This window comes from Mesorhizobium sp. URHB0026 (assembly GCF_054059755.1).
Genome location: NZ_JBSSCN010000001.1, coordinates 3,922,568 through 3,941,583 on the forward strand (window position 1 = coordinate 3,922,568; position 19,016 = coordinate 3,941,583).

The 19,016-nt window shown below is 56.1% G+C and carries 7 protein-coding genes; all 7 read left to right on the plus strand.

Going from position 1 to position 19,016, the window contains the following annotated elements:
- Positions 1 to 4,197: 4,197 nt before the first annotated feature.
- The 7 genes from ACVWWD_RS19125 to ACVWWD_RS19155 all read left to right on the plus strand — a co-directional run bounded on the left by ACVWWD_RS19125 (position 4,198) and on the right by ACVWWD_RS19155 (position 18,923).
- Entirely contained in the window at positions 4,198 to 6,195 is a 1,998-nt protein-coding gene (locus tag ACVWWD_RS19125; RefSeq protein ID WP_457103250.1) for a CHASE2 domain-containing protein, read from the plus strand.
- A 12-nt stretch (positions 6,196 to 6,207) separates the two neighbouring features.
- Positions 6,208 to 6,993, plus strand: coding sequence for a hypothetical protein (locus ACVWWD_RS19130; RefSeq protein WP_457103251.1), 786 nt, complete (start codon positions 6,208 to 6,210; stop codon positions 6,991 to 6,993).
- 878 nt (positions 6,994 to 7,871) lie between these two features.
- A complete protein-coding gene (locus tag ACVWWD_RS19135; RefSeq protein WP_457103252.1) occupies positions 7,872 to 9,773 on the plus strand; it encodes a DUF262 domain-containing protein in 1,902 nt (633 codons plus the stop codon).
- A gap of 641 nt (positions 9,774 to 10,414) precedes the next feature.
- Positions 10,415 to 13,309, plus strand: a complete 2,895-nt coding sequence (locus tag ACVWWD_RS19140) for a helicase-related protein (protein WP_457103253.1) — start codon at positions 10,415 to 10,417, stop codon at positions 13,307 to 13,309.
- Positions 13,306 to 13,998, plus strand: a complete 693-nt coding sequence (locus tag ACVWWD_RS19145; protein WP_457103254.1) for a DUF4391 domain-containing protein — start codon at positions 13,306 to 13,308, stop codon at positions 13,996 to 13,998. Before ACVWWD_RS19140 ends, ACVWWD_RS19145 begins: the two co-directional genes overlap by 4 nt.
- Positions 13,999 to 14,008: 10 nt before the next feature.
- Complete coding sequence (locus ACVWWD_RS19150) at positions 14,009 to 15,874, plus strand: site-specific DNA-methyltransferase (RefSeq protein WP_457103255.1); 1,866 nt, start codon at positions 14,009 to 14,011, stop codon at positions 15,872 to 15,874.
- Positions 15,875 to 15,884: 10 nt separating this feature from the next.
- Positions 15,885 to 18,923, plus strand: coding sequence for a type III restriction-modification system endonuclease (locus ACVWWD_RS19155; protein WP_457103256.1), 3,039 nt, complete (start codon positions 15,885 to 15,887; stop codon positions 18,921 to 18,923).
- The last annotated feature ends 93 nt before the right edge of the window (positions 18,924 to 19,016 follow it).

A 19,016-nucleotide genomic window follows, 5' to 3' on the forward strand; every position in this document is an offset into this window, starting at 1 on the left:
CCCATGAAGGTACTATGAGAGAGTGAGGTATTATCTCTATTATCTACCTATTATCTTCAATAATCCGGGGAGGGCAGGCTTATAGCCTCAAGGCTTCGCGGTTCTTTTGGCTCACAGCTTCCGCCTTGCGGGCGTTATACCTCGGTCGCTGCGCTCCCTCGGTACGCCCCGGCGTTGCCGGCTCGCCGTGAGAGGTAATTGGGGCAGGTATCATTTCTAATGCACCTACCCATTAAATTATTAATTCAAACAAGAGGGTATTACATAATATATATGTAATTTCTCTCTCTATTATCTTAATAATCAACGCCATGCCTTGTTATGGCTCGCCGGACTGCCGCCGTAGGGCGTCATACCTCGGTCGCTGCGCTCCCTCGGTACGCCCCGGCGTTGCCGGCTCGCCGTGGGTCGGCGGTGGATGTATATAGGGCTTGGAGGGAAAACGAATAACGGAGGAGGTTTTTGAGTAGTAATCCTCTGTCAAGTGTTTGTCTACAACTATTTTGTTTATTCGGGGTATTTCTTCGACGTTGTGTCATATAAGGCGCAACAGGCGTACTATTATCTTAATAATCTCGGGGAAATTAATAAGAGTTTATCTGAATCTAATTCTTCGCCGGCTTCTGCCTTTCGGGCGTACTATGTCCTTCGCTGCTCAGTCAGCCGGGGTCAAACGACGGTCCCGCAACTCCAGTTCCTCCACCCATCCCTAAACCGGCCATGCGATAGGCGGCGCTATGGCGGCCGTATCGACAAACCTAAACGTTGTCGGTTTGATGGCTCGACTGGTTCCCAACCAGCCAGACGAGACAAGACCTGCTCCTGGTGCTCAATCAGGAAGGCAATGTGGTCGAATTCGACCGTACAGCCCCCCTGAAGGGGCTTGAGAACCAGAAGCGCAGCCCATGATCGGCGTCTAAGGGGGGCTGCGAGGCCGATTTGAGACTGGCCAAGTCTCAACGGGCAACTCGTCGACGATATCCACGAGATCTGCTGCCGGACACGAAAGGGCAGGTCACAGGATAGAATTCGTCATCATCACTCAGTTCGGCAAGAATGACGATCGCATCCTTCGGGAACCAGAGAAGCTGACTTGCATGAGTAAGGACATCAGGCGGATGATTGCCGCTTAGCTGCTGGATTTCTGCCGCATTGAACTGGCGTTTTAGCCTTCTGGATCTTCACGGAAGCAAATTCAGCAATCGGGTCGGGGGGCAAACCCTGTTCCGTTACACATCTCTGCCGGAGCATGGACGGGTGGTTGCCAGAGCCGACCCAGATCGCTTAGGAAGGCAGCGCTCAAGAGTGAGCATAGACCTGAGCGTCTTAGGCATGGATCGCTCCTACGGTGCCCATGACGCTCGGCATAACACGCTGCCCTGTAGCTTGGATCTGATCACGAGAATCATGCGAAGAATTGGGCGCGTGCTCGGCATCAAAGTGGGCTTGAAGAATCTAGCGAAGTTGGACCGTCGAAGAATAGCTCACGTTTGTGCCGTGGTGCTGATGAAGGCGGCGAGCTGATGGCACAGCTCGCGCTTCTAGGCCTCATCGTTGACGACCAAACATAGAGGCAGGCCGGATACGCTATGCGTTCCTAAACCAAGAGGGTCGAGCGCCTGTGACTATGCCTCGATGGGAGCAGCCTTCCTGTCGGTCCTACTTGGCACCTGTGCAATGCCCACAGACGAAGGACCGGGCCGGGCGGACGTGTCCGATTCTATCGAGCGCATACAATGCTCGGCGGATCTCTCGTCGCTGGACTATCTACGAAAAATAGAGTCCGAGAAGGGAGCTCTCTACCCTCTACGGTGTCCTAAAAGTCGGCGGCAATGCCTTGCCGATGTGTTTCGTTTGTTTCGGTGGTTCGCGGTCTCGCCGAAGGATGGCTCGACGCGAATAACGAACATCCGAACTGTAGCCACGATCGTGCCTCCATTGGTTTGTGGTCATCTTGCTCCAAGATGCCCGAAAGCGCGAAGCGCCGGAACCATGGAGGAGAACCGAAACCTGGAACCAGGAAGAATATGGGGGGAGGTGTGATGGTGTGAGAGACAGCACACCGGGGGGGTACTTAGCACTGGGCAAGTGTGCCAGTGTGAATACAGCACCTACCCCTACATATTGAAAATCTCCCATCCCCAAAATATATATAATATTTTCTATATAATATTATCTATTAAATCCCGCATATAATGGCGCGAGCATTATCACATAAGCGATTATCAATTCACTCAGTTAATATATTTATATAAGATTATATGGGATTTCCCTCTACCCCTTGATCCTGTATCCTCTTGGACACGGATATACCTTCGCCCGTCCGTCTTCTTCCTACTTCTATTTACTTTATAGAAGGGTGTGGAAAAAGGCAGAGGTAGGCCGGTGTTCGGCGAGGGGTAAGTGCAGTGGATATATGTTCGGTCTATTGTGATGTCAAATGATAATGAACCGATGACTTTCTTTTTTGACTTGATGCAAGAGAAAGCGCTCCCAGGACGATGATGGCACGTCGACCTCGTACCAAACGCCGTCGGGATGCTTGGCCAGGACCGGAGACCCTGTCGAATAGGGGGTGGGGCTCATTGACGTCTTTGTCGAGGATGATGGGCCATGGAGGATGCTCCCGCCTTCGAACTGGTTCATCACCTTCCTTGCTTCAAGCGTCTCCGGAGGGAATCCCGAGTCCCGCTGACGTGGCGCTTGGGTGACAGTGTCGATCTCAAATTTCTCTCCTTCAGGAGGAGTCGGCGAGAATCGTCGGGTGCTGCTCCTAACCGGAATGGTTGAAGCGTTGCCGGGGAAGGTCGATTTCCTCCTTGGTTCACATGTTCTGATCTGTCTGATCGACAACTCGCCTCGAATGCAGCCAATGCAGCATTGCCGCCATTGGCTCCGCCGCACCTGGGTGCCCAGCCCTCGCAGGCTAGGAAGAGCCAATGTGCTGCATTATGGTGATGATGGTCTGTGGCGTCTCTCCGGATCCGCGAAGGTAGATCCCGGGCATGCAGATAGCGGCGACACCGGCATCCTTCTCGGCGTCGCCCGGCAACTGTGTGCACTTACCGGTTCCTCAAAACGAAAAGCCCCCAAAACGATGAAGGGCCGATTAACTTGATTACCTTGCTTGATAATCACATGAGCGAAAACGATGTTCCACCTAAGATTACGAAGAAAATAGATTTGAGATTATCAAAAAATAAATCCCTAGCAATCAGCTCTTCGGTGGCCGCAGCCTCGGCTCTTCAGCGGTGCCCACGACGCCGGTCTTCTCGCTGCAGGTAGCGTCACCTCGACGGCTACGGCGGTTTGCTCGTCCTTGGTTCGCGGGCGGGCTCAGCAGCCATGGCCGCCGGCTCCGGCATTTCTTGGGCCGCACGTCGAGTTGGACCCCTAGAAGCAATGCCGGTCCGCTTTCTTATCGGTTCCAATAATGTTTTCGGGAAAATCGATCGGGTTTCCAAGATAATCATTATCTCGAATATCCACTTGGGACCGAGGAAGACCAATCACTTGCAGGCCGATCTCGAACCACCTTCTTACCATGGGGCTGTAAGAATCATCGGGTGCTGCTCCGAGGAAGGTGGTTGAAGCCTAGCCAGGGAAGGCGATTTCCTTCCTTGGTTCTTTGCTCTGATCAATCTGATCGACACAGGCATCGAATGCAGCATTGGCCCCATTGGCTCCGCCGCATGTGCGTGTGGGTCTCTGGATCCAAGATAGCCCCCTTGTATCGCCCCGGGCCGGAAAAGCAGTGTGAGCCAGGGTTGGACGTCGGGGAGGCAGTTTAATCTGACGGGGTCAGCCCCGGTGTGAATACAGCACCAGAACATACATATCAAATCTCGTACTGCGATCCCCTAGAACCAGATCCCCTACTGCGCGCCATTATCTTACATAATAAGTATCTAAAGAATGCCGGGGAGGATGCTCCTGACGGGAACCAAGGATGATATGCGCAGGTTATAATATTATGTATTTAATCCAATATAAAATTTGTGATGATTATAACAAGTTTATATTACATCTAGAGGATTTTGATTACTAAGATAATAACATATTTATAAATAATTATAATCGTATTATTCTCCTTTCTTCTAAGAAGAAGAAAGGGTTGTTGGCGGACACCGTTTCGGTGCTGCGGCCGTGCATTCTCATGCAAACGGGCGACAATTTGCTTGATGCGCCCGAACGGGTATGCTGGCGGGGAGCGGCGCTTCCACTGGTTTGGGGGTCTATTTCGGCGTGCGGACACTTGGCCGGATCGTCAGCCTGACGCGAGGGGGCATTGCCGCATCGCTCGCGTATCTGGTTCTGCTGGGCCTCTCGATTGCTCTCGTGTCCCCGCCGTTGGAGAATATCCTTCACGACGTCATGACGGTCTCGATCTCGCCGTTCACCCATGCTCCAACCAACATCGTTGTGGTCTCAATTACAGAACAGACCCTGGCGAATTTTCCATACCGCTCGCCACTGGACCGTGGCTTCTTGGCCGACATGGTGGCCCGGATCGAGTCCGCCCGCCCTCTTGCCATCGGCATCGACCTACTGTTCGACCAGGCAACAGAGCCGGAAAAGGATGCCCGCCTCGAAACTGCCATTGAAACCGCCCGTGTGCCTGTGGTGATCGCCTCGGCTTCGCGGACTGACGGCCTTACCCAAAGACAATCCGACTATCTAAACGCGTTCGCTCCGTCGGCAAAGCGGGGCCTTGCCGCATTGTTGCATGACAACCTCGACGGTGTAGTCCGCGGGGCCTTTCCAGGTCGAGAGGGCGACGGCGCTTGGATGCCAAGCTTCGCTGCTGTGATCGCAGCATCTACGGGTGTTGATCGCGGCCACTGGCCTGAGGAAATGGTCTACTACCGGACGGCGAACAGCCTGCCCTTCAGCTTTCCAACCTATCCGGCACAGGCCGTTCCGCTGGCACCGCTCAGCTGGTTCGAGGGGAAATATGTTCTTATCGGTGTAGACCTACAGCAAATAGACCGTCATCCGACACCGTTCGCGTTGTTGAGCGGGGCGAAAATCGGTGTCCTCCCTGGCGTCGCGATCCACGCCCATTCGTTAGCCAGGCTCGTGTCCGGGAATCGAATAACGGCCCCTTGGCCTGCAGTGGGCTATGCGCCAATGCTTCTTGTCGGGCTGTTCTGCTTATGGATCGTTTCGCGGCCGATCCCAGTGGTCTTCAAACCTGTCGCGGTCGCTTGTACGGTGCTGCTGGTATGGATCAGTGAGGCGTGGGCGTTCGCGCGGTTCGCAATCCTCGTTCCGATGGTCGCCCCTGCATTGCTTGTGGTCGGCCTGGCGGCGTTCGTTGGCTTCCTGGCTTGGAGACGGGACGCCAAGGCTCGCCAGTTCATTCAGAACGCGTTCTCGAAATATGTCAGTCCGGCCGTTGTTGCAGCGATTGTCAAGGAACCCAACGCTCTCCATCTCGGTGGCGAGAAGCGTGAGCTCACCTGTGTATTCACGGATGTCGAGGGATTTACGTCATTCAGCGAGCAACTCGCGCCAGAGGTGCTCGCAGATGTATTGAACGAATATCTGAACGGGCTCTGCGAGTTATTTATCGAGCATGGTGCAACCATCGACAAGGTCATCGGCGATGCGGTGGTCGGCTTCTTCGGGGCTCCGGCAGAACAAAATGACCAAGCGGAGCGGGCGGTGTCTCTGGCACTTGCTGTGCAGGACCACACGCAGCGGCTGCGAGAGAAATCGGCGGGACGAGGCCATTCACTCGGCTCCACCCGCATAGGTATTCATGGCGGGCCGGCAATCGTCGGCAACTTCGGGGGAAATCGGTTCTTCAATTACACAGCTATTGGAGATACTGTAAATGCCGCAGCCCGGTTTGAAGGAGCGAACAAGTACCTCGGAACCAAAAACTGCATCAGCTCAGAAGTCGCGAGGCAGACGACGCGCTTCCTGTTACGCCCTGCTGGAGTTCTACACCTTAAGGGCAAGAACCAAGGCATCGAGGCTTTCGAGGCAATGACCCGTAATCCAGAAAATACGATACTATGCGAGGAGTATTCGAACGCGTATGCCCTACTTGCTGCAGGTGATACGCGTGCGATAGCGGCATTTAAGTTATTGGTCAAAAACTACCCGCAAGACGGCCTGATCGCTTTTCACCATAACCGTCTTGCAAACGGAGATTTCGGAGCAGACATTCATCTTGTCGGGAAATAAGGGCATCGTGACATGAGCCTCAGGCGTTCGACTTTGCGGATCGCCTCCCTGATCGTCGCTGCGACCGTCCTTGTGACGGCGCAACACGCGGCAGCCGGCAGCCAGTATGTGGTCCTGTCGGCTCAGCCGGTGGTGGATGAACTGCCGCCAGGCAAGCTCTATATGCCAAGCGACGTCATCAACGTTCCAGCCGGTACGGTCGTCACTTTGCTCGGCGAAGACGGCAGCGTCAACGCGCTTTCGGGCCCAGGTTCCTTCGTAGTCACTGAGGATGCATTGACGTCCGGCAGTTTGCCGGAAACTACCAACGCGCAGGAAGGGCCTTCAAAACTTGACCTCATAGCCGCCCTCTTGGCGAATGAGCGCAAGAGAACGGAGTCCGTCGGCGGTTCGCGCACCATTACCGACTATTCCACGCCGAGCGGGCTCGACGACCCCTGGGCAGTGTCCATCGAAGAATCCGCCCCTGGCTGCATCCGCGATGGTGAAATGGTTCTGGCGCGCGAGGGTATAGGTCAGAGCGCGGTTTTCTCGATACGCATCGGCGACGGCGAGCCGCTCAACGGCATAGTCTGGAGCGCCGGTAAGCTCACTTACTCTCTCCCAGACCGTATTCCTCCCGAGGTGAAATCTGTTGTCGTCGAGACCGACAAGACATCGGCGTCGATCGAAATTAAAACGTTTCCAAAGAACGCCGTTCTTGAAAATCCGCTGGAAGTTCTTGGATGGATGGTGAGCAGCGGTTGCAAACGCCAAGCGTTGGCCTTGGTGCGTCAACTTGCGACAAAACAGCAATAGGTTATTGGCCAGGAGCCAACGCCGCGAATGCCGGAGCGACTGGCTCTACGGTGCGGCGGGCGGTGGCGGCCCGCTCGGCAAGAGGCCCCAGGTGATCGTGATCACCAATGACAAGGGCGCCCAACTCGAACTCAGGCAAGCAGGTAGGCCTGCAAGTCAATGCCGATCTCAGCGGTATGGCCATCACGGTGAAGTAAGGCCCGTCGCTCCGTTCGTCGTGCCTGCAGTTGCTACGCTGAATAGAAGGTCGGCTTTCTAGCCCTATCATCTCGGAAGCAGACACTAAACTCCCTCTCCTCGTGGCCGTTTGATCTGACAGTGTGAAAACCCAATTTCACACTGAGCGGTTGTCAGGAATGCACGGGGGGTGCGGTCCGAGTCCGATCGAAGCGGTCGGGCATTTCGCTGAACTATTCGCGCTGGGGCAAGTGACGAGGTTCCTTAACCTTCATCGCTAACAGTGGCAAAAGGCTTAGCGAAGTAGCGCTAAGGGGTTTAAGGTTGCCGACGTCGCGATAGTCGAATCAGACTATTATTTGAATCGGTGTACGATCGTGGGCTTGGGAAATGACGAGTTATACACACATATTATTGCAAATATTTTACGGCTGTCAGCCATGGACCTAGCTGCTGGTGCCAGCGCGCTGGTGGCAGCCAATGCACATGCGGCGTGGCCAGTGCGCCTGGAGCAGGCCTGAAAACTTAACAACAAACGGTGCCCTGCAGAATTGGAGATGCCAGGCTAGGCTGATCGTCGACTTCGGATTAACGCAGGAAGAAATCAAGAAATTGCGGGTCGAGACGAAGATCTCAGAGCAACCATATCTGGACTGGGTGTTCAGAACACCGGCACAAAAATATTCACACAGAGGGGGAAAATGCGACCTTTTACGCGAACGATTATAGAGCTTTTCGATGGGAAGAGACGTTACCTGATCCCGCTGTATCAGAGGCAGTATGCTTGGAAGACCACACCGCAACTGGAGCTGCTTTGGGACGACATTCAGCGAGCTGCTGCAAAGCTTGAGGCCCAGGGCATGGTAGCCGCCCCCCATTTCATGGGGGCCATCGTCATTTCGCAAGTAAAAACGTTCGGCAAGCAGGTGCAGGCATTTGAAGTGATTGATGGCCAGCAGCGCCTCACGACCTTCCAGTTGCTCCTGACCGCACTGAGGGACGTGGCAATCGTGCACTCTCCCGAATATGCCGACGAGGTAGGCAAATACATATTCAACGACGGGGTGATGGAGCAGCCGGAAGTCGAGCGCTTCAAGCTATGGCCTTCACTCACGGACCGCGCATCGTTCATCGGCGTGGTCGACCCTCAAGACAAGTCCGAGGCCGCAACCTTCCGTTTGGATGACGAGCAGGGAGTGGTTCGCCCGTCGGCGGCAGCATATGCCTTCTTCAAAGATCGTATCGAGAAACACGTTCGACCGGATGGAGAATACGAACCCTTCCGCATGGAGAAGCTGTTCGAGGCTTTGCGTGTCGGGTTGGCGGCAGTATCCATTGAACTCGAAGGCGGAGATGACGCTCAGACGATCTTCGAAACTCTCAACAGCCGTGGAGTCGATCTCACCGCCGGTGATCTGATGCGCAACTTCATCTTTCAGCGGGCGAAAGGGTTGGGGCAGACCAAGGGTTCCCTGAACGTAGATCGCCTATACCAGAAGTACTGGCGACCGCTCGATGGGTGGTTCTGGAAAGAAGGAGATACGCGCGGCCGCCAGACAAAGTCCCGCCTGGATTGGCTACTTGTCGACCACCTTACCATGAAGAAAGCAGAGACCGTTTCGGTCGACGACCTCTTCGAGTCCTATCGCAGATGGATTTTGGACCAGACACCGTTTACCGCCGTAGAAGCCGAGTTAGAATCAATCGCCGCCAGCGCGGCGGTTCATCGACGGCTAACAGATCAATCGACAGACGACCCGTTGGGAAGCTTCGGGCGCTTTGCCAAGGCTTTCGACGTGTCGACGGCCATGCCGCTCGTCCTCTATTTGGCGAGCGAAAGCGGCTTAAGCGAAGGTGAATTGCCCGATGCTCTCCGACTGATCGAGTCCTACATCATCAGGCGAGATATCTGCGGTCTCTCTACCGCCAACTACAACAGGTTCTTTGTTGATATGGTCGCCAAACTTCGGACGGGGGGCCAGGTGTCGGTCGCGCGAGTTCATAAGTTGCTGTCTGCAAGCCAAGCAGACGCAATGCGATTTCCGACAGACAACGAATGGAAGTCGCAATGGCACGGTCGCGACCAGTACAAAGGGAGCCGTCAGCCGCGTCTGCGATATTTGTTTGAGGCTCTCGAACACCAGAAACGGACGGCTCACAGCGAAGTGGTTACCATCCGGAGCGATCTGACGCTCGAACACATTATGCCGCAAAAGTGGCGCGAGAATTGGCCTGTTCCGGGTTTCGGTCATATCCCGGAGGGGGAAGTGGACATTGACCACGTGGCGCGAGAAGTCGAGCGTGACAAGGTCATCAACAAACTCGGAAACCTCACGCTACTCACCCACAAGCTGAACGCTCAAGTGTCAAACGGGTCGTTCTCGACCAAGATGCCTGCCGTGAAGGCGCACACAGCCCTGGCGCTAAATCGCGACCTTCATCAGTATGACGGGTGGGATGAAAAGACGATTGCTCACCGCGGAACGGCGCTTTTCGACACAGCGTGTGCGATATGGTCTGGTCCGTTAAAGGCCGAGCAGAACAACCAAAACGCAGGGGTTGAGGACGTCCCCTCGAAAGAGCAGGCCGACGCCGCCGAGTAGGTCGGGCGCAACATCGTCGCGGATAAGCGCGGGCGGAAGTCAGCCCGCTGCTTGTTGCCGGTCTCCGTTACCTCCAATGCGGCCTTCCGCAACGCCATTCGGGGCGCAGGTCAAAATTTGTGGTCGATTTTGCACCCTTCGATGATGTTGACCGGTATAGATGGCTGCCGTGCCGCTACAGTATCGGAATACGCGTGCGGTCATATGGTTAGGACTAAAGGCGGAGCTTCCACCGAAGCGCCGCGCAGCAAACAGATGAAAGCATGAGAATCATTGACAACACGTCCAGCCTGTTCGGCGATGACCTCAAGGGGACGGTTAATCGGGGATCGAGGCTGAAAATCGCAGCTTCATGTTTCTCGATTTACGCTTTTGAGGCTCTGAAGTCAGAACTTTTAAAGATCGAGAGCCTCCAATTCATTTTTACCGCCCCGACTTTCGTTCCAACCGAAGTGGCCGACCACCTGCGCAAGGAACGGCGAGAGTTCTTCATCCCGAAAGCGCGGCGGGAGAGCGGCCTTTACGGAACGGAGTTTGAAATCCAGCTCCGCAACAAGCTGACGCAAAGGGCGGTGGCGCGCGAATGCGCCGACTGGATTCGAAAAAAGGCCAGGTTCCGTTCGAACACCACGAAAGCCCCGATGCAGCAGTTCCTACATGTGGCGGGCGATGACGGCGGAATTGCCTACATGCCGATCAGCGGCTTTACGGCCGTCGATCTCGGCTATCAGAAAGGCGATGCCGTCTCGAATTTCGTGACGCGGTTCGACGACCCGAACCACACGCAGATGTACCTCCAGCTGTTCGACCAAATCTGGTCCGACCCGGAGAAGCTGAACGATGTCACGGCCGCGATCTGCGACCACATCGAGTCCGTCTATCAGGAGAATTCGCCGGAGCGCATCTACTTCCTGATGCTGTACAACATCTTCCAGGACTTCCTTGAGGATATCGACGAGGACGTCCTGCCGAACGACCTCACCGGCTATCGTGACAGCGTCGTCTGGAACAAGCTCTTCAACTATCAGAAGGACGCGGCCACCGGCATCATCAACAAGCTCGAAACCTATAACGGCTGCATCCTCGCCGACAGTGTCGGCCTGGGGAAGACGTTTACTGCGTTGGCCGTTGTCAAATATTACGAGTTGCGCAATCGGGCCGTCCTGGTGCTCTGCCCGAAAAAGCTCGCGGACAACTGGCGGAACTACAACGCCAACCTGACGACCAACATCTTCGCCAAGGATCGGTTCAACTACGATGTCCTATGCCACACCGACCTGTCGCGAACGTCGGGCGAGTCCTTCGGCATTCCGCTCAATCGCATAAACTGGGGGAATTACGACCTCGTCGTCATCGACGAGTCGCACAATTTTCGGAATAATGATGTCTTCAAGGATCGGGAGACGCGCTACCAGAAGCTGATGAACAAGGTCCTCCGCGCAGGCGTGAAGACCAAGGTTCTGATGCTCTCGGCAACGCCGGTGAACAACCGCTTCACCGACCTGCGCAACCAGCTCGCGCTCGCCTATGAAGGGCAGTCGGATGCCCTCAGCCAGAACCTGAAGACGCAAACCAGCGTCGAGGAAATTTTCCGCCGCGCGCAGAAAGCCTTCAATGCCTGGACGCTATTGCCGCCGGACGAGCGAACCGCAGCCTCGATCCTGAAGGCGCTGGATTTCGATTTCTTCGAGCTTCTCGACGCCGTAACGATCGCCCGGTCGCGAAAGCACATCGAGACCTTCTACGACACGAAGGATATCGGCAAGTTTCCGCAGCGCCGGAAGCCGCTGTCCTTCCATTGCCCGATTACGCAGCGGGTGGACGTTATGGGCCTGAACGACATCTTCACCCAACTCTCGTTGCTGAAGCTCGCGGTTTATGCCCCCATCAGTTACATCCTTCCGAGCCGGCTCCGGAGATACGAGGAGATTTACGACACCCAGGTGGAGGGTGGCCGGGGCAAGCTTCGGCAGGCCGATCGCGAGCGCAGCCTTCAGGCGCTGATGACCACCAACCTGCTCAAGCGCCTCGAAAGCTCCGTCGAAGCGTTCCGTCTCACCCTGCGCTCGCTCAGCGGGAACATCGCGCGGGCCTTGGATGCCATTCGCGATTTCGAGCGGTCAGGCGGCACGCAGAGTGTGAGCGATTTTCTGGCTGACGAGGAATTGCTCGACGATGAAGATGATGATTTGGCCGGACTGGGCGACTTCACCGTCGGCAAGAAGGTACAGATCAGCCTTGCCGACATGGATCTTCAGTCGTGGAAGCACGATCTCGAGGCCGATCTCGTGCTCATCGAGGACCTGACCGCCTCGATGGACAAGGTCGAACCGGACGACGACGCCAAGCTCCAGCATCTCATGGAGGTGCTCCGGCAGAAGGTCAGCGAGCCCCTCAACCCGGGCAACAGGAAGGTCCTGATCTTCACGGCCTTCGCCGACACGGCGAATTATCTCTATGCCAACCTGGCGCCGTTCGCGCAGCAGTTGGGGTTGCAGACCGGCAAGGTGACGGGCTCGGGTGCGCCGAAAACCACGCTGCGGAAGAGTTATGATTATCAGGGGGTGCTCACGCTCTTTTCGCCGCGATCCAAGGAGAAGGCGATCGTCCTGCCCGACGAGCCGGGCGAGCTGGATATCCTGATCGGCACGGACTGCATCTCCGAAGGCCAGAACCTTCAGGACTGCGATTTCCTCGTCAATTATGACATCCACTGGAACCCAGTGCGTATCATCCAGCGCTTCGGCCGGATCGACCGCATCGGCTCGCAGAACGCCCAGATCCAGCTGGTCAACTATTGGCCTGACATCTCGCTCGATGAGTATATCAACCTCAAGGAACGGGTCGAGAATCGCATGGTGATCGCCGACGTCAGCGCCACCGGCGATGACAATGTCCTCACCGCCAAGAGCAGCGATATCGCCTATCGCAAGGACCAGCTGAAGCGGCTACAGGAAGAGGTCATCGAGCTGGAGGACGTGAAGACCGGTATCTCGATCACGGATCTCGGCCTCAACGATTTCCGGATGGACCTGCTCAATTACGTCAAGGAGCACGGTGAGCTCGATAACCTGCCGAACGGCATGCATGCCGTCGTTCCCGCACAGCCCGAACTGGGGCTTCGGCCCGGCGCGATCTTCGCGCTCAAGAACATCTACGACAGCGTCAACATCAACCAGCAGAACCGGCTGCACCCCTATTATCTGGTCTATATCGGCAACGACGGCGAGATCGTCGCAGACCACACCGAGGTGAAGCGCCTGCTCGACCTCGTCCGCTCAAGCTGCAAGGGCCGGCCCGAGCCGAGCCAGGAGGTGTGCCGCACCTTCAATGAGCGCACGCAGGACGGTCGGAAGATGGATCGCTACTCCGAGCTGCTGAGCAGCGCCATCCGCTCGATGATCGAGGTGAAGGAAGAGAAGGATATCGACAGCCTGTTCAGCGGCGGCCGCACCACGGCGCTGGTGCATAGCATCGCGGGGCTGAACGACTTCGAGCTGATCGCCTTTGTCGTGATCGAGGGGGGCGACGCATGACGGCCTTCTTCGACTATCCCAGAAGCGCCGCCTTCGGGCGCGTCGTGCCGAAGAACAAGATCTACGAGCATGCCGGCGCCAACACCGCGCTCAAGGATCTGTTCGTGCGCGAGGTCGATCAGATCGTCTGGCGGTTCAAGCTGGCTCCCGAGACGACCAACCTCGACGCCACCTCTGCCGTGTCCGAGGTCCAGGTGTTTGGTATATCTCTCAAGACGGGAAAGCTCGACGAAGCCGTCCTGCACGCGATCGACAAGGCCATTCCGTTTCCCCTGATCTTCGAGCTAACCTGGCGCGGAAAACGCAGGGCGACGGCGGCCTTCAAGCGCCCGAGCGAGGCGGATGGCTCCAAATGGGTGATCAGCGAGTATTTCGCCACCGATTGGGCGCCGGAGGATGCGCCGCGTCAGCCTCTACCCGTCGCGCTCGATCTGGGTGCGCTCTATGACCGCCTTCTGACCGCCATGATGCCTGCGTCCGCTCAAGTCAGCGAGGACATCAAAACGCGGGTGGACCGGATGGAGGCGATCCGGGCCAAGGCGCGGGAGATAGAACGGATCAAGGCGCGGCTGGCGCGCGAGAAGCAATTCAACAAGCGCGTGGCGATCAATACCGAGTTGCGCGCGGCGAAGCAGGAACTGGCGCGGCTGACTGCGGGCGAACCCGTCGGCGCCGTGACGAATACGTAAGAGGACAAGCATGGAAAAGCTGAAGATGCACAGCCCCGACCTGAGCCAGGACAAGATCGCGAAGATCCGCGACCTGTTTCCGGGATGCGTGACAGAAGCGCGCGATGAGGCCACGGGGAAGCTGCGTCTGGCGGTTGATTTTGATCAGCTTCGTCAGGAGTTGAGCGATCACATCGTCGATGGGCCGCAGGAGCGGTATCGGCTGGACTGGCCAGGGAAGCGGGAGGCGCTAATAGTTGCTAGCGCTCCTATTGCGATGACGCTTCGCCCTGACGTCCAAGAGAGTGTAGATTTTGCCTCGACGCAGAATATCTTCATCGAAGGTGACAATCTCGATGCTCTGAAACTCACACAAGAAACGTACCTTGGTAGCGTAAAGGCGATATATATCGACCCACCTTACAACACCGGAAAGGACTTCGTCTATGATGATGACTTCGCGCAAGGGTCAGATAAATACCTAGAGCTTTCCTTGCAAAGAGATGCGGAAGGCAACAGACTAGTAGCGAATATGTCTACTAATGGTCGGTTTCATTCTGACTGGATGAGCATGATGTTCGCGAGGCTTCGCCTTGCCAGAAATGTATTATCTGAAGATGGTGTTATATTCATTAGCATCGACGATGGTGAGCAGGCAAATCTAAAGAAAATTTGCGATGAAATATTTGGTGAAAATAACTTCATTGCTAATGCAATTTGGCGATCAAAGGACAATAGCAACAATGACGCCAAGAAATTCTCGACTGACCATAATCATACACTCGTGTATTCAAAGAACGCAAACTGGGAACCTGCAAAGCTGAATGATGAAGCAAAGAGGGGTCATTTTAAGAACCCGGACGATGATCCTCGTGGCCCCTATTTTGATGGTAACCCACTTAACTCACCAGCCTACAGAGAGAATCTTGTCTTTGATATAACCTCACCACTTGGATACGTAATCAAGCCACCGAAGAATGGTTGGCGTTGGTCCAAGGAGACTATCCAACACAGAATTGCCAGTGGGGAGATTCGCTTTTCTGATGACGGAAAGTCGATTCGACGTCGAACGTATCTGGCAGATATGGGCGGGCTTCCGCCCTCCACGCTATGGATCGATCTGGAAAAAACGGGTCACAACCGTCAGGCTAAATACGAGCTGGTAAAGCTGATTCCGGAAGATGTTTTTGACACACCAAAGCCGGTGAAACTAATCAGATTTATCCTCGAACTATGTAACCTTAAGACCGGTGATATTGTTATGGATTTCTTTGCCGGCGCTGCAACAACGGCGGAGGCTGTCATGCGTTTTTCGGCAGAGAGCGGAACCAATCTGAGGTTTGCGATGATTCAGATTGCAGAACCTGTTGCAGACGAGAGCGACGCGAAGAAGGCAGGATACTCTACAATCGCCGAGATTGCCAAAGAACGCATCCGGCGCGCTGGAACGCAAGTCCTAGAAGGCGACCACCACCCCGACTGGAATCGCGATGTCGGTTTCCGGGTGCTGAAGGTGGACACGTCCAACATGCAGGACGTGTTCTACCGCCCGGACCAGGTCGACCAGAAGGACCTGCTGGCCGCTGTTGACAACGTTAAACCCGACCGCACCGCCGAGGATCTGCTGTTCCAGGTGCTGGTTGATTGGGGCGTGGACCTCACGCTGCCGATCCAGCGTGAAAAGGTGCAGGGCAAGACCGTGTTCTTCGTGGACAGGAACGCGCTGGTCGCCTGCTTCGAGACCGGCGTGACAGAGAAGCTGGTGAAAGAGCTTGCCAGCCGCGAGCCGCTGCGTGTCGTGTTCCGCGACAATGGCTTCGTGTCCGACGCGGTGAAGATCAACGTCGAGCAGGTCTTCCGTCAGTTGTCCCCCGGCACCGACGTCAAGTCGATCTGAGGGGGCGGCCATGAAGCTGAAATTCAAGGTCCAGCCCTATCAGACCCAGGCCGTGAATGCGGTCGTGGACTGCTTCGCCGGGCAGCCGATGTCGAGCGGGATCACGTACCGGATCGATCCAGGCCGGAAGACGCAGACGAGCGCCTTCGAGGAAGGCTTCAAGAACGCCGATCTGGCGCTCAATGAGCTTCAGGTGCTGGCCAACATCAAGGATGTCCAGCGGCGCCAGAACTTGCCCATCTCAGACAAGCTGATCGCCAGCGCTGGGTGCAGGATCAACCTCGACATCGAGATGGAGACGGGCACCGGCAAGACGTACTGCTACATCAAGACCATCTTAGAGATGAACAAGCGCTACGGCTGGTCGAAGTTTATCATCATGGTGCCTTCGATTGCCATCCGCGAGGGCGTTCACAAGTCGCTGCAGATCACCGCTGACCACTTCACCGAAAGCTACGGCAGGAAGGCGCGCTTCTTCATCTACAACTCCAAGCGCCTGCACGAGCTGGAGAGCTTTTCGTCGGACGCCGGCATCAACGTGATGGTGATCAACATCCAGGCGTTCGCCGCGCGCGGGGCTGACAACCGCCGCATCTATGAGGAGCTGGACGACTTCCAGTCGCGGAAGCCCATCGACGTGATCGCCAGCAATCGGCCGATCCTCATCCTCGACGAGCCGCAGAAGATGGAAGGCGCGGCCACGATGGAGGCGCTGCCGAAGTTCAAACCGCTCATGATCCTGCGCTACTCGGCGACCCACAAGACGCAGCATAACCGCGTCCATCGGCTCGACGCGCTCGACGCTTACAACCAGAAACTGGTGAAAAAGATCGCCGTGCGCGGAATCCAGACGCGCGGCCTCGCCGGCACCAACGCCTATCTGTATCTCGAGGGCATCGATATCTCGAAAAAGGCGCCGGTGGCACGGATCGAGCTGGAGGTGCAGCTCAAGTCCGGCGACATCAAGCGCCAGCTCAGGCGCCTGGAGTTTCGCGACGACCTCTTCGCCGAGTCCGGTGAGATGGACCAATATCGCGACGGCTTTACGATTTCGCAGATAGACGCCCGCAACGACACCGTCGAGTTCACCAACGGCGTGGTTCTCCCGGCCGGCGAGGCGACTGGGGACGTTTCCGAGCGTGACATCCGTCGCATCCAGATCCGTGAAACCATCAAGGCGCATCTCGACAAGGAGAAGCAGCTCTTTACCCAAGGGATCAAGGTGCTGTCACTCTTCTTCATCGACGAGGTGGCTAAGTACCGCGACTATGACCAGGCCGACGAGAAGGGCGAATATGCCCGCGTTTTCGAAGAGGAGTACGAGCCTCTCAAGGCGGAATATCTATCGGAGTTGGCGATCGACAACGAGGCTTATCGGAAGCACCTCGCGGGCATTGACGCCACGAAGACCCACAACGGCTATTTCTCGATCGACAAGAAGACCAACCGCCTGAAGGACCCTGCCGTCGGGGCTCGTTCGGTCGATTCAGATGACGTGGACGCCTACGACTTGATCTTGAAGGACAAGGAGCGGTTGCTTTCGTTTGGAGAGCCGACCCGCTTCATCTTCTCGCATTCGGCGCTTCGGGAGGGATGGGACAATCCCAACGTCTTCGTCATGTGCATGCTCAAGCACAGCGACAACACCATATCGCGCCGCCAGGAGGTAGGCCGCGGGCTCCGGCTGTCGGTCGATCAGCATGGCGACCGCATGGATCACCCCGCCGTCGTTCACGACATCAACGTGCTCACCGTCGTCGCCAGCGAGAGCTACAAGGATTTCGTCAGCGGCCTTCAGAAGGAGATCGCCGACACCCTGTCTTCGAGGCCCCGGAAAGCCACGGAAGCGTATTTCACGGGCAAGACCCTCACGATCGAGAGCGGTCCGGTCGAGATCACGCCCGCCGTCGCAAAGCAGATTTATCGCTACCTGGTGAAGAACGATTACTCTGACGATGCGGACCAGATTTCCTCGACCTATCACGGGGCCAAGGAAGCCGGGACGCTGGCGGAGCTCCCCGACGAGCTGAAGCTGCATGCCGACCAGATATTCCAGCTGATCGACAGCGTGTTCAGCGATGCGCAGTTGCCAAAGGTGGAGGATGGCCGGAAGCCCAAGACCAACCCACTGAACGACAACTTCAAGAAGAAGGAGTTCCAGGAGCTTTGGACGCGGATTAACAGGAAGGCCGTCTACCGTGTCGAGTTCGATTCCGATGAGCTCATCCGCAAATGCGTGGGCGCTCTCGGCAGCCAGCTGCGGGTGACGCCGCTCCAGTACACGGTGAAGATAGGCGTCCAACGCGATGCTCTGACCGATGATCAATTGAAGGATGCGTCCGGGTTCGGAGAAACCGAGCAAGCCACTTATCAGGCAGGTAGTGTGTCTTCTGTTGTTCGTTACGATCTGCTCGGCAAGATCGCAGAAAACACGCAGCTTACCCGCGCAACGACAGCCACCATCCTTTCCGACATCCAGCCCAGTATCTTCGCTCAGTTTAAGCAGAACCCAGAGCACTTCATTGCGGAAGCATCTCGGATCATCTCTGAGCAAAAGGCCGCGATGGTCATCGAGCGGCTCTCCTATGACGAGCTGTCCGAACGGTATGATGTTGACATCTTTACGGCTAATCAGACCGGGCAGGACTTCTCCAAGGCGAGCGAGAAGCTGAAAAACCACGTCTACGACTATGTCGTCACAGACTCGGAGATTGAACGCCGCTTTGCCAGCGAACTCGATACAAGCAGCGAGGTGATTGTCTATGCGAAGCTGCCCCGCGGCTTCCTGATCCCGACACCGGTCGGCGACTATAACCCGGACTGGGCGATTTCCTTCAAGGAGGGCAGCGTCAAGCATATCTATTTTGTGGCCGAGACCAAGGGCACGATGTCTTCGATGAAGCTCCGCGAGATCGAGAACACGAAAATCGCATGCGCGCGAAAGTTCTTCGACGAGATCGGCCAACGCGTTACCGAGGATCGCGTCAAATATGACGTCGTCACCAGCTACGAGGAGCTAATGGATATTGTCGGGCGGGTCCAAGCATGAGCTGAGTGTTTAATTGCTCGACACAGCTATCCCTCTGCAAATACGATCTGCTGATCCAACCGCTGTCATATTGCCGCCCCACGCGTTGCAAGG

What these genes read in the sequence shown, in the direction of transcription:
- ACVWWD_RS19125 (WP_457103250.1), top strand. Translation starts at nt 4,198, where the DNA reads ATGCTGGCGGGGAGCGGCGCTTCCACTGGTTTGGGGGTCTATTTCGGC.
- ACVWWD_RS19130 (WP_457103251.1), top strand. Translation starts at nt 6,208, where the DNA reads ATGAGCCTCAGGCGTTCGACTTTGCGGATCGCCTCCCTGATCGTCGCT.
- ACVWWD_RS19135 (WP_457103252.1), top strand. Translation starts at nt 7,872, where the DNA reads ATGCGACCTTTTACGCGAACGATTATAGAGCTTTTCGATGGGAAGAGA.
- ACVWWD_RS19140 (WP_457103253.1), top strand. Translation starts at nt 10,415, where the DNA reads ATGCAGCAGTTCCTACATGTGGCGGGCGATGACGGCGGAATTGCCTAC.
- ACVWWD_RS19145 (WP_457103254.1), top strand. Translation starts at nt 13,306, where the DNA reads ATGACGGCCTTCTTCGACTATCCCAGAAGCGCCGCCTTCGGGCGCGTC.
- ACVWWD_RS19150 (WP_457103255.1), top strand. Translation starts at nt 14,009, where the DNA reads ATGGAAAAGCTGAAGATGCACAGCCCCGACCTGAGCCAGGACAAGATC.
- ACVWWD_RS19155 (WP_457103256.1), top strand. Translation starts at nt 15,885, where the DNA reads ATGAAGCTGAAATTCAAGGTCCAGCCCTATCAGACCCAGGCCGTGAAT.